The sequence below is a fragment of the Paenibacillus shenyangensis genome (genome assembly GCF_000346635.1).
In the GTDB taxonomy this organism is placed as follows: Bacteria; Bacillota; Bacilli; order Paenibacillales; family Paenibacillaceae; genus Saccharibacillus; species Saccharibacillus dauci.
In genome coordinates this window covers 169,877-183,719 of record NZ_AOIG01000007.1, presented here as the reverse complement: position 1 = coordinate 183,719, position 13,843 = coordinate 169,877, and the positions used below count along the sequence as shown (strand labels likewise).

Genomic DNA, 13,843 nt, shown 5'->3' with positions numbered 1-13,843 from the left:
AATATTATGCTTTACGCACCCAGACAGTCATATCACCTTCGCCACGATTGCCCCACATGAAGTAAGGAATAGCGGTGAAAGATTGGCGGGTTTGCTCGGGAGCGTGATCCTGATAGAGGGATTCGCCCCAATTTTGTTCCTGTTCGCGAATAGCACTACCTTCGATGATGGTACAGCCGCCGAGCAGTCTTTCGTCAAATCGCGAAGTCATCGGTTGATCGGTCTCGATCTGCAGAGCTGCGATCAATTCACCGTTATCTGCCTGCTCCAGACAGTAGACGAGCGGACCGCGCTGCAGCGCTACTTTACCTGAGGTAGCGCGCAGTTTCGGGTTGGCGCGGATGATTTGTACATCCATTTCCATATTCCACTCTACTACATCGTCGGCAGACCATTCACGCTGGATATAGACATAACCATCACGCAGCAGGGAAGCATACTGTACTGTCTCTCCATTGATCGTCAGTGCTGACTGCTTGCACCAGCCCGGTAGACGCAGAGCGAGTGTGAACGACTGCGGTTGTTCCATAGTAAAGGTAAAACGGGATGCCCCGTTCCATGGATAGCCTGTCTCCTGCTGAATCCGAACAGGTCGACCGCCAACCGGCAGTTCCGCCGATGCACCAACGTACAGATGGGTATAGATTGTATCCTCATCGCTGCTGTAAATGTACTGACCAAGTGAAGTGATCAGGCGTGCCACATTCGGAGGACAGCATGAGCAGCCAAACCATTTCTGGCGTACCGGCTTCACATGATGCTTATCCGGGTTATGATGGCAGGCAGCTGGCCATACTTCCAGCGGATTAACGTAGAAGTAATGCTTGCCATCCTGGGACATACCGCCGGTGACAGTATTATACAATGCGCGTTCCAGCACATCCGCATACTCCCCTTTTGGCTGAATCTGCAGCATCCGGTGGGCGAAGAAGACCATTCCTACCGCAGCACAAGTCTCCGAATAGACGGTATCATTCGGCAGATCATAATCAATGGTAAAAGCTTCGCCATGATGAGTTGATCCAATACCGCCGGTAATATACATTTGCTTGTGCACGATATTATTCCAAAGCGTTTTGCAGGCTTCATAGAGACTCTCGTCTCCTGTCTGTCCAGCCAGATCGGCCATCGCCGTATACATATAGACTGCACGCACGGCATGACCGACAGCGACTTTTTGTTCACGAACCGGTACATGAGCCTGACTGTAGGCCAGATCAATCCGGTCTGTTTTGCCGACAAAGAAATTGATCCGGTCCCGATTCTCCCACTCCTGCTCCAGGAAGTTCGGCTGCTTGCCACGTTCATCAATGAAAAACTGGCTTAGACGCAGGTACTTCTCTTCTCCGGTTAACCGATACAGCTTCACCAGCGCCAGCTCAATCTCCTGATGACCGTCATAACCGTGCAGCTTGCCTTCTTCAGGGCCGAATACCGTATCTATGTAATCAGCCAGACGGCATACCACATCGAGCAGCTGGCGCTTACCTGTTGCCTGATAATAGGCTACACCGGCTTCAATCATATGACCTGCGGTATACAGCTCATGACAGTCTGCCAGATTGGTCCAGCGTTTGTCCGGCTCTTTGATAGTAAAGTACGTATTTAGATAACCATCTTCGCCCTGTGCTTCGGATACCAGCTGGATAACTTCATCGGTAATGCGTTCAAGTTCCGGATCCGGATGGGTCATCAGGGAATAGCCGACAGCCTCAATCCATTTGGCTACATCGGTATCCTGGAATACGAATCCATGGAACTCCCCTTCTGCCCGGCCGGCAGCAATCTCAAAGTTCTTGATCGCGTGACTGGGCTCGGCATCGGCAATACGATCATGCAGTGCATCATACTGATAGGGAATAACAACTTCGCGTACGAGCTTGTTATAGCTCGACCAGAATTCATCCTGAATATGAACTTCCTTGGGACTAACAATTTGCAGCAGTTCTTTTGGTTTCTCCATGTGTAAACTCCTTTATCTATTGGTTAAATTGGGTGGAATCAGGGATAAGACAGCTTGCAGCCGGACTTGCTATCCCCGTATTTTGATCCTGACATCCCTAATGCCTGTATCCTATCCCTTAATTCCTGTGAGAGCGATCCCTTCAATCAGATAGCGCTGGAAGATCACGAACAGCAGAATGGCAGGCAGAACGATAATCAGGGAAGCAGCCATCAGTACGCCCCACTGAGCAGTGTACATGCCCTGGAACTGCTGGAGGCCAATAGCCAGTGTGAACTTGCTCTCATCATTCAGATACACGAGCGGTCCCATAAAGTCATTCCATGTATTGAGGAAAGTAAACAAACCGATCACCAGTACCGCCGAACGGGATAATGGCAGAATAATCCGGGTAAAAATGGTAAAGTGATTACCTCCATCAACAAATACCGCTTCATCCAGTTCTCGTGGCAATGTCATATAGAACTGACGCAGCAGGAAAATATTAAATACACCCCCGCCGAAAAAAGCCGGTACAATCAGCGGTGCATACGAATTGATCAGACCAAGCGACTGCCAGCCGATAAACGTCGGAATCAGGGTGACGGCAAATGGCAGCATCATGCTGGTCAACAGGATGGCAAATACTTTGTCCCGGCCGACCCATTTCATCCGGGAAAAGCTATAGGCGGCAATCGTGCTTGATAGCAGCGTACCGATCAGCGTACCTACTACGATAATCAGCGTATTCAAAAAGTAACGTCCAAAAGGAAGCTGCTCGAACGGTTCGATAAAGTTGCGCCAGACGAAGGGCTCAGGAATCCATTTGGGCGGCATTTCAAAAATCTGTGCCAAGTCCATCATGGAGCTGCGTACGAGCCAGTAAAAAGGAAACAAACACAACAGTGAGCCCATAATCAGCACAGCATACAGCAGCACACGCTGCCAGCGAAAAGCGGATGTGGTCATATCAGCGTCCCTCCCCTTCGTAATAGACCCATTTCTGGGACGTACGGAACAGCAGGAAGGTAAAGAGCATAATGACAATAAACAGCACCCAGGCAATCGCACAGGCATATCCCATATTGGAGAACGTGAACGCTTCCCGGAACAGGTAAAAGATATAGAACAGACTGCCATTGTTCGGTCCGCCCTGCGTCATTACATAAGGCTGGACGAATACCTGGAACCCACCGATAAAGCCCATAATTGTATTAAAGAAAATAGTCGGCGATGTCAGCGGAATCGTGATATATAACAGCTTATGCAAGGCATTCCCGCCGTCGATCTCTATCGCTTCATAGTAATGATCCGGGATGTCCTTGAGTCCAGCCAGGAAAATGACCATCGTTCCGCCCACCGTCCACAGGCTCATCAGCACCAGCGTAGGTACAACAGTCGTCTCGCTATAGATCCATTGACTCTCCGGCAGATGGAGCGCTCGCATAATGACATTCAGCAGTCCCATATCCGGATCGAACAGCCACAGCCAGACCATCGAGGACGCAATCAACGGCACAATGGTCGGCAGATAAAAGGCTGTCCGGAAAAAGGTCAGTCCTTTCACCTTCTGATTCAGCAGAATCGCCAGGAAAAAAGCTACAATAATCTGAAGCGGCACACTCAGAATCACATAATACAAAGTGACTCCCAGTGATTTGTAGAAAAAGGCATCTGTACCGTTGAATAGATTACGATAATTCTCCAGCCCAATAAAATGCGGCGTAGAAGCGACCTTATAATCAGTCATACTCAGCCACAGGCTGGCAATCATCGGACCGAGCACGAAAATGACAAAGCCCAGGATCGCCGGAGCTGCGAACAGCCAGCCCAGCCAGTTTTCCCGCCGCCGGATGGAAGACAAGGAGCTTTTGGATATCGTTTGACGGCGCTGGGCCGTTTCTGTCATGGATTGCATATGTCCCACCTCTGCTTTCACGGAATTTAATAATGAACATGTCTGGAATACAGGGAGAATATAGAGACTTCCTTATTCCTCCGGATAGGTTCCTTTAAATTCCGCGTTGGCTTTGGCAGAGATTTCACTGAATGCCTGCTGTACCGTTTTCTTGCCGAGCCATACCTGATCGAGAGCAGGATTGATAATGGCACTGATTTTCTCTGAATTTTTTAGATAATATTCGTAAGAGTTCACACCATTATTCAGTGTCTGCTTCATGATGGCATCGGTATAGCCTTCCGGATGTCCCGGTTTGACGGTCGCCCACTGCTGAATCAGCGCCGGGTCGGTGTACCATTCTTTGCTAACCGGCATCCATAGACCGCTGGCATGCATATCCAGACCACTTTTGGCATCCAGCAGGAATTTATAGAACATCCATGCTTCTTTGGGATGCTTGGTTGTCGCAGAGATTACTTCCGGTTCGCCGAACAAAGTTGTTTTGCTTTCCTTGAGTTTGGGCAGTACGCCAACTCCGTAATTCATACCCGATTGTCCAAGATCCAGCTGTACCCATTGTCCATCCAGATCCATTGCAACTTTGCGACTTTGCAGGGCAACAGCCGGTGCAGGGATGTTTTTGGACTGGGTTGGTGATGGTGCTACATGATGCACTGTGATCAGATCAGCCATTTTCTGTACTGCCTCAATCATCTGCGGATCTTCCAGATTCAGCTTGTCCTTTTTCTCGGAAATAACACTTGTGCCATTGGATGGCACCATCAGATGCCACATCCATGTATCAAAACGTACACCGTACTGCTTGACATTGGATGGATCAAAAGCGGGACTGGTAGCATTATTGCCATTATTGTCGATCGTCAGCTTTTTGGCGGTATCCAGGAATTGATCCCATGTCCATGCCTGCTCTGCCTGGGTCGGCGGCAGTGGCAGACCGGCTTCCTTGAACATGTCCGCATTGTAATAAAGACCAAACGCTTCCTCGGTCACTTTGATACCGGCTACTTTATCTTTGTCCCAGTAGAGAATAGCATTGGGAATCAGCGTATCCGGTGTAAGTTCCTTGTCTTCTTTCAAAAATTCATTCAGGTTATACAGTTTGCCCTGTTCGGCCCACTGTAGCCCCTGCGCCTTGTAGATTGGAAATACATCCGGTGCCTGGTTGGCTGCAAACATCGTCGTCAACTTGGTAACGTAGTCACCCGGAATATGCATGTATTTGACTTCGATCCATGGATATTTTTCGGTAAATTGACGAGCAATCTGTTCTTGTACCTTTTTCTCATTAGTACTGCCCCATGAAGCATAAGTAAGTGTTACCTTTTGCTTGCCATCAACGGTCTGTGCCGAACCGCTATTGTCAGAACTGCAGCCAGCCAGCAGACCGATCAGCAGTGCCGAACATAATGTCCATAATAGTAATTTGACTCTCATGCAAATACCTCCCAGACCGAAAAATCCTCATTTCCCGGTATAATATATCGATGCTGCAGCATTGGATAAACTCATATTAGCAAGCGCTTACATCAGCTACAACTCGATTATTATTGGATTGGGGTATTTTCATTGGGAGAGTGTTGGCAAGGTAATCGAATCAGTACAAGTGTACCTCCCGATTCTCTTCGCTGCATATGAATTCCGTATTCACTGCCATACAGCAGCTTCATGCGGCGATCCACATTAACGATACCAGTGGAACGAATATTACCGGTATGAATATGATCCATCAGCGTATCCGGAATCCCTTTGCCATTGTCTTCCACGGCAAAAAGACGTTCTTCTCCCTCCAGCCAGCCGCGAATATGAATAGTGCCTCCCGATTCGATTTCGCCAAAACCATGAATAATGGCATTCTCGATAAAAGGCTGCAAAAACAGCTTGGGTACTTCCGTATCCAGCAGTTCCTGTTCTATATCCATATCCACTGTAAACTTTCCTTCAAACCGGTTCTGCATAATGTACATATACTTATCCAGCCAGCTCAGATCGGTCTCCAGCTTCCATAACTCCTGCTTATTGCGGGTAGTAATCTGCAGCATCTCCGTCAGACTGATCATCATCCGTGCCAGCTCATGCTGTCCATGTTCGATCGCAATCCAGTACATCGTACTGAGTGTATTGTACAGAAAATGCGGATTCAGCTGCAGGTTCAGTGCCATAATCTCTGACTCTCTGGCCCTTAGACGGGAACCATAATTTTCTTCAATCAACTGCTCAATCCGACGGTTCATTTCATTGAACATCTCGGTGAGTTGACCGAATTCATCCTGGCTATCCGAATGAATACGAATATCAAATTGTCCTTTTTCTACCTGCCGGATTCCCTGCTTGATCCGTGTCAGTGGACGTGTGATATAGCTGGACAGCAGATAAGCGAGTACAACAGAGACCAGAGCCATAAATAGCAGGAACAGTCCGGTAGTCAAGCGTAGTGTCTGCAGGCTGTTCACCGCAGCCGGAATCGGAATCTCGATATACGAGATCCAGCCTGTTGTTTTCATTTTTTCATAAAAGACCATCGTGTCCTGTTCATTCGTATGCTGAATGAGCATTCCCTGTTCCTGCTCGCCTATGGCTGCGGGCAGCTCGGATACCCGGGTCTCGGCAAATTTGCCTTTTTCCAGACGAAGCACAGGCACGCCGGCTTTATTTACCATTCCATACGCCAGCTGATTGTAGTCATTGTGCTGTACATATTCATTCAATACCCGGGCGAGCGATTCGGGACGGATATTAATAAGCAGCACAGGCGGTTCACGATCTTCCAGCAGGCGATGGATATTGCCGTACTCATCCGCCGCTGTCATATTCAGCTGTTTGACCACAGAGATTAACGATTCATATTCCAGCGGAACCTCACGCAGTTCTTCCTGCTTGTACATGCTGGTGTAGGAATAGGTCGGAATCCATACTTCACCGCCTTGTCCCTTTTCTGCTGACTGTGCCAGTATGGACTGATAGAAGTTTACCGGCGTAACGTACATCAGTGCATTGCTGCCATAACTGTATTCAGGCGTCATTACATAAGAGGAATAGACCTCCTCATGATTGCTGAAGTACTTGAATAAAATTGGCGTAATCATCCGGTCTGTCTTCACCAGTGAAGAAGCGCTTGCAGGATCTACAGCATTCACAGCTCGCAGCAAATCATAATCCAGCGGAAGCATACTCATACTGGATTCGATTGCCGATAAACGGTCGTCCAGCAGCTGGTTATTGGTGTGCAGTATATTGCTGGTGCTATAGCGTATATTATCCATCCGATCCTTGTAGGCGATATGATTGTAAATGAAGCCAAGGCTCAAAATGATCAGGCTGGCCAGCAGCAGATGAGACAGCAGCAGTTTCTTTTTGAAGCTCATATCCTTGAACCAGCGGGCTGGATTAATCGACACCGGAGCGGCTCACTCCTCCCCCTGCTACAGACTCTACCGTTGTAACAGAGCGTCTGAACTGGCGTCTGTATTCTTCCGGAGTATACAGAAATGTTTTTTTGAATACTTTGGCAAAGTACTTGATATCCCGGTACCCAGCTCGCTGACCAATCTCGGCAATACGTTCATTGGTCTCCAGCAGCAGCGCACGGGCACGCTGCATCCGTAGGCGCTGGATATAATCAGTAAACGAAGTACCAAAATGCGATTTGAACAACAAACTGAAATAGGATGGATTATAATAAAACCGCCCTGCTACCTCATCCAGGCTAAGATCTTCATGGTAATGCTGCTCCAGATAATCCCGGCATTCGAGCATCGCCTGATCACTTTTACTCATCCGGCAGGTATCGAGCTGCTCTATCCATTCGCTCAGCAGCCCAAGCAGATGGATACGCAGATCGACAAGCCAGGCTGCCTCCCGGATTACTGTCTCCAGCCGCTGCAAATAAAGATCCCGTATACCCTGTTCCAGACCAGCTGAAGCCTGCTGGATACACGGCATGATGATTTGCAGCAAATGATACTTAAGCAGAGGTACCGAAGGACGATCTGCGGACAGCTGGTCCAGCAGATTATCCAATTCCTGCTGCACAATGACCTGATCCCTTTTGTGGATAGCGCTTTCAATAAGGGCAGTAGATGGATACCCGAACGATGTCAGCTGCGCAGGGTGAATACCCTGTTCACCGGATGCAGCAATGAGCCAACTGCCAGATGAATCGTAAAAATGTCTCTCCAGTACAACTTCTGCCGATCGATAAGCGGAATGAACAGCCGCAGCGTTATCAGCTGCATGAAACAACACACTTTCTCCAGTATGAACATCCATACTACTCACTGATTTCAAATATTGAAGCATATCCATGACCCGGTTGCGACATTCCTGTCTGTTATGCTCCTGCCAGTCCCGGGGCCATTCTACAATGATGATGAGCGGATCATCAGAATCATCCATACCTGTACAATACAGGTTCACATATTCAGCAACAGCTGCATGAATATGCTGCCGCAGCTGCAATTTCCAGATCGATTCTTCCAACTGGGAAACGTCTATTCGGCGCATTAGCCAGATACTGATCTGTGTATCCTGTTGGAAATAATGCTGACATTCCTGCTGTTCTTCATGATTCAATGTACCAGTCAACCAGCGGTGCAACAAATGCTCCTGATATACAGGTTCCAGTTTGGCGAGCTGACGGGATAGGGACTGCTGCTGCTCCAACTGTATCTGCCGTTGCTGTTGGTCCCGCTCGGTACTCTCCAACAAGGGCAGCAGCTGCTCTGAAGTTACCGGTTTGATCATATAGTCCATGACACTGAGCCGGATAGCCTGCTGTACATATTGAAACTCGTCATATACGGTAATCAGTACAATACGCAGATCAGGCCGGCTGCTGCGAACCTGACGGATATAGTCCAACCCGTTCATTACCGGCATCTGAATATCGGTCAGCGCCAGATCAATAGGATAAGCAAGACTGATCTCCAGGGCTTCCTGTCCATTGCTGGCTTCATGCACTTTATAATCCGGACGAAGCTGGCGTATGAGGGCAGCTACTCCGCGCCGCTGACGAGGCTCATCGTCCACTACCAACACCTGCAATTGAGATTCTGTCATTATGATTCCCTCCTTCCCAACAGCAGTAAATATAATTCATATTATTATTAATTAATATCATATATATTAACGATAAACAAGCGAGGATTGCTTTTCTTCTTCTCGTCTTAAAATGATTATATTTACTGCTATCAAAGAATATCTATCTCTGCTTTGACTCATCAGAATATTAAATCAGACCTTCAATGTGTCCGTCCGAGTTCAGCTTCATACGTTCAGCGGCCGGGACTCTGGGCAAGCCAGGCATCGTCATGGTATTGCCGGTCTCCACTACAATAAATCCGGCTCCGGCAGACAAAGCAACCCTGTTAATATGAACTGTAAATCCTTCGGGGGCACCCAGCTGTTCAGGCTGATCACTAAACGAATAAGGCGTTTTGGCCATGCAGACGGGCAAATGACCAAATCCACTTTCTTCTAGTTCATTTAATGTACGTTCGGCTGAAGGTGAGTAGGCTGCACCTTCTCCACCATAGATACTCGTGATAATACGCTCGATTTTGGCAGTTAGGGGCATTGTGTCCGGATACAAGGGTTGATAATGGGAAGGCTCCGTTGCCAGTAGATCGACCAGTCTACTAGCCAGTGCTTTTCCACCTGCACTTCCTTCGGCCCAGACGCTTGATAACTCTGCCGCCACACCCAGTCTTCTGCATTCTTCCATAACCAGGGCGATCTCTTCTTTATGATCTCCCGCAAAATGATTAATGGCTACCAGTACGGGGACGCCATATTTCCGCAGATTATCCAGATGACGGCGCATATTGGCCATCCCCTGCTGGAGAGCTTCGCTATTCTCATGATCCAGATCCTGAACACGTACTCCACCGTTATATTTCAATGCTTTTATAGTGACGACGAGTACAGCCGCATCCGGTTGCAATCCGGTCTGACGACATTTGATATCCATGAACTTCTCCGCACCCAGCTCTGCTCCGAATCCTGCTTCTGTTACTGCAATATCGCCCAGCCGAAGCGCCATACGAGTGCCGATTACACTGCTGCATCCATGTGCGATATTGGCAAATGGACCACCGTGGATAATGACTGGCGTGCCTTCGAGCGTTTGTACCAGATTTGGCTTAATCGCATCGCGCAGTAATACCGCCATTGCTTCCACAGCATTCAAATCTGCAGCTGTAACCGATTGTCCGGTACGGGTATAACCGATAACTATCCGGCTCAGTCGGTCCTTTAGATCCTCCAGATTCTCACTGAGACAAAGCACCGCCATAACCTCCGAAGCCGAAGTGATCAGATAGCCGCTTTCTCTTACTTCTCCATTGCCGGGACCCATCCCGGTTACAATGCTGCGCAGACTCCGGTCATTCATATCGGCTGCACGTTTCCAGACAATCTTTTTGGGATGAATATTTAGCTCATTTCCGTAATACAGATGATTATCGATCATCGCTGCCAGCAGATTATGTGCTGATGTAATAGCATGGATATCACCGGTAAAATGCAGATTAATCTCGTCCGCAGGTACAATCTGTGCCTGTCCGCTACCGGTTGCCCCTCCCTTCATACCAAAACACGGACCAAGCGACGGCTCTCTCAATGCTGCTATGGCGTGTACTCCTATGGCATTCAGCGACTGGGACAATCCAATGGTCGTCAGTGTCTTCCCTTCACCTGCCGGTGTTGGGTTCATTGCTGTAACAAGAACCAGCTTGCCATCCGGCCTGTTTACTAGCTGATTGATTGTTTCGGGATCCAGCTTGGCTTTGTATTTTCCATACATTTCTACAGCGGATTCAGGAATTCCCGCTTTGATAGCTACGTCTATAATGGGTTTCATTTTTATGTACCTCCTACAATGGAATATGTTTATTATCATACCATGTTCAGAGAAGGTGTTTGCAGCTGCAAGCTTATCAGCAAAGAACGCAATTTTCTGTTAAGATTATGTATACATAAAACCGGACTATATTATATAGTAGGGATAATTTTAAAAATAGGAATGAGAGTATGATTGAAGGAGTGGAAATGCGTGCGTAATGATAATCAAGAAATACCTCCGCTCCTTGCTATTGCCATGGATGCGACTGAAGATCTCATTTACGTCATGCGTGTGGAACCGGGTCGTTTCGTATATAGTTTTCTGAACGAGGCTGCTTCGCGATTCAGTGGAGTTACTTCACAGGATATTGGCAAAAGTTTCTTTGAAGTCTATGCAGAGCAGATGGAAATGGCTCAGTATCTGCATAATAAATACAACCGTGTATTGGCTCATGGAGAAAGCATGCGGTTTGAAGATGGCTACCTTTTGCCAAATGGCATGTTAAGTGGCGAAAGTATTATTTCTCCTGTTCGCAACGAGGACCAGATCATTACCCATCTGATCTGTATCACCCGTGATTATACAGAGCGCAATCAATACCAGGAGCAGTTGCGTTATTATGCTTACCATGACGAGCTGACCCAGCTGTTTAACCGGCGTTTTCTGAATGAATATATACTGGATGAAGGCATACTGTATCTTATGGATATTGATAATTTCAAAAATATCAATGATATGCTTGGACACGACAATGGAGATACCCTGCTCATCGAGGTTACCGAACGGATCAAAAATGTATTCGGTCCGGAAGAAATCATTTTCCGTATGGGTGGAGACGAGTTCCTCATTATCAGTAAGAATCCGACTGCAGATCCCGAGCAGATTGCTGAACGTGTACTTCGGATCATGGACGAACTGTTCCTGCTCAAAGGCCGGCAGGTTAGAATCACAGCCAGTCTCGGGGTATCCCGTGTATCTTCCGAGATTGGATTATCGACAGCACTCCGTCATGTTGATATTGCACTTCATCATGCCAAAAGCCTTGGTCGCAGCCGTTATCATATTTTTGATATCTCTCTTCGATATGAACAGATTATCCGGTTTGATCTGGAACTTGAATTGAACAACTGTCTGGAAAAGGATGAGCTTCAGCTGGTATATCAACCTATTTACAGTGTCAAACAGCAGAAAGTTATTACCGTAGAAGCTCTGCTGCGCTGGAACAAAAATCATTCACAGATTGTGTCGCCGGCAGAATTTATACCGGTAGCCGAAGAAACCCGGCTCATCATTCCGATTGGGGAATGGGTAATCCGTCAGGCTTGCCGCGATCTGCCGCAGCTACAGCAAAAATATGGACATTCGATTCGTGTAGCTGTTAATATTTCCAGAATCCAACTGGATGAGCCGGACTTTATCGAGCGGCTGAACCAGATTGTACAGGAAGAAGGTATCTCTGCACGTTATATTGATCTGGAAATTACCGAAAGTGTAGCAACCAGCAATACGGTGGAAGAACAATCCTCCCTCGTTAAGCTGCGTGAACAGGGTTATACTATTTCACTCGATGATTTTGGAACGGGCTATTCTTCACTCAGTATGCTGACACGACTGCCTATTGATACCATAAAGATTGACCGTTCGTTTGTCACCCAGATGAATCCACCTGTACTCAAAGCGCTAATAACCATGGCGGAAGCGCTCGATCTGAATGTAGTAGCTGAAGGTATTGAAGATCAGAAACAATGCCAACATCTGCTGAAACTGGGATATACGGAATTCCAAGGCTATTGGTTCAGTTATCCGGTAGCTGCCGGACAGCTGCCATCCTTATCCAGCTTCCCTTATGCGCCGACAGATCTGAGCTAGAAGATCCTGCTATTGTCTTAGTTGTATTGATCGTTATATTACTGTTATCTGCGGCTTCTATTTTGTAATTCGGAATAGCTGCTGTTATATCTATTTTTCTACTACAAAAAAGCTTCCCCGCCAGTAATGGAGAAGCCTTTTTGTGCTGTAACAAGGTATATATTTGAGATGAAATGGTTCTTTATTGAGCGCTGATATTCCAGTTGGATATAGTCAACTTGCCGCTGCCACTCATGACATCCGTACCAAACTTCACACCACTAACATAATAACCGGATGTTGGAAGCTCGTTGCGTCCGAGCAGATCTCTTACAAAGTCAGACAAATTGAGTGAAGCCATGTCCGTATTTTCTGTTCTCACAAAAGTATATACACTTCCCTCACGATTGGTACCAAATATATTGCTGGAGGCGACCATATCGTTAGTGACCATATTGTTCATATTGCTGCGATAAATATTCCATGTTGCTCCGTCCAGTTGTACCGTATCCATCCATTCTCCCCAGCTGCCAGTCCCGGTCTCATCTTCCATCACACTATTGCTGGATGCAGCCGTACTCGAATTCATAGCGCTATCCCCTACATTCGGCTGATCCCGATTGGTTGTATCAGATGCATCCGTAGAAGATCCATCGGAACTTGCCATCCCATTAGCTGAAGTATCGGTCACTACTTTGATCAGATATGATGGTGTGGTATCCGAGCCGGCCCATTGTGTATTATGAACAAACATCGTATATCCTGTCGCATAATCTCCAGTTGCTCCTTCTGTAGAATAGCTCACTGCAGTATCAATATTTTTCATTTGCGTGCGATGATTGGAAGTTTGATTACGGCGATCGTTATCTCGGAATATCTCTACCGGGAAGTTACCCGCACCCTGGTATCCGTTTGTCCAGTTCCAGCCGAAACTAATTCCTGGTGAAGATTGTACACCCTTCATATCATCCGAATAAGCCCAGTTATACCCGTAAGAGGTCTCATTATCATAGAAAATGGATTGATTCGATGCCACTGCATCCTTTGCTGAAGTTGCAACCGAATCGTTACCGCTGCCGGTCCAACCGGTATTTGCCAAATAACTACTGTTACTCAGGGGAAAGCTGCTATTCGGTGTATTATTTTCTTCTGCCATTGCAGTGGGAGGAATAAGAATCGAAGCAGTCAGCGTCAAAGTAGCAAGTACACAGATCGGTTTTTTAAGAGTTGATTTCTTTTTCATAAAGTAGTCCCTCCAATAGATGTGTTTTATTTGTGAGAATGAAGCGATATA

Annotated in this window: 9 protein-coding genes; 1 reads left to right on the top strand and 8 read right to left on the bottom strand. The window is 47.2% G+C overall.

What is annotated here, in order from left to right; all coding sequences use genetic code 11:
* Positions 1–4 precede the first annotated feature (4 nt).
* The 7 genes from H065_RS0106275 to H065_RS0106245 all read right to left on the bottom strand — a co-directional run bounded on the left by H065_RS0106275 (position 5) and on the right by H065_RS0106245 (position 10,719).
* On the bottom strand, positions 5–1,963 hold the full coding sequence (locus H065_RS0106275) for a glycoside hydrolase family 127 protein (RefSeq protein WP_017812176.1): 1,959 nt from the start codon (positions 1,961–1,963) through the stop codon (positions 5–7).
* A gap of 111 nt (positions 1,964–2,074) precedes the next feature.
* Positions 2,075–2,911 carry a carbohydrate ABC transporter permease gene (locus tag H065_RS0106270; RefSeq protein WP_017812175.1) on the bottom strand — a complete coding sequence of 279 codons (837 nt, stop codon included), beginning with the start codon at positions 2,909–2,911 and terminating at the stop codon, positions 2,075–2,077.
* Position 2,912: 1 nt separating this feature from the next.
* On the bottom strand, positions 2,913–3,860 hold the full coding sequence (locus H065_RS0106265; protein ID WP_017812174.1) for a carbohydrate ABC transporter permease: 948 nt from the start codon (positions 3,858–3,860) through the stop codon (positions 2,913–2,915).
* Between the two features lie 72 nt (positions 3,861–3,932).
* Entirely contained in the window at positions 3,933–5,297 is a 1,365-nt protein-coding gene (locus H065_RS0106260) for an ABC transporter substrate-binding protein (protein WP_017812173.1), read from the bottom strand.
* A 110-nt stretch (positions 5,298–5,407) separates the two neighbouring features.
* Entirely contained in the window at positions 5,408–7,258 is a 1,851-nt protein-coding gene (locus H065_RS0106255) for a sensor histidine kinase (protein ID WP_017812172.1), read from the bottom strand.
* The gene (locus H065_RS0106250) at positions 7,248–8,918 is read right to left on the bottom strand and encodes a response regulator (protein ID WP_017812171.1); all 1,671 of its coding nucleotides are present in this window, start codon (positions 8,916–8,918) and stop codon (positions 7,248–7,250) included. Before H065_RS0106250 ends, H065_RS0106255 begins: the two co-directional genes overlap by 11 nt.
* Before the next feature lie 169 nt (positions 8,919–9,087).
* Positions 9,088–10,719, bottom strand: a complete 1,632-nt coding sequence (locus H065_RS0106245; protein ID WP_017812170.1) for a formate--tetrahydrofolate ligase — start codon at positions 10,717–10,719, stop codon at positions 9,088–9,090.
* A 192-nt stretch (positions 10,720–10,911) separates the two neighbouring features.
* Here H065_RS0106245 and H065_RS0106240 point away from each other — a divergent pair, with 192 nt between their 5' ends.
* Positions 10,912–12,570, top strand: a complete 1,659-nt coding sequence (locus tag H065_RS0106240) for a putative bifunctional diguanylate cyclase/phosphodiesterase (protein WP_017812169.1) — start codon at positions 10,912–10,914, stop codon at positions 12,568–12,570.
* A gap of 181 nt (positions 12,571–12,751) precedes the next feature.
* Here the strand turns inward: H065_RS0106240 and H065_RS0106235 are convergent, their stop codons facing one another.
* Entirely contained in the window at positions 12,752–13,792 is a 1,041-nt protein-coding gene (locus tag H065_RS0106235; RefSeq protein WP_017812168.1) for a GH12 family glycosyl hydrolase domain-containing protein, read from the bottom strand.
* Positions 13,793–13,843 lie beyond the last annotated feature (51 nt).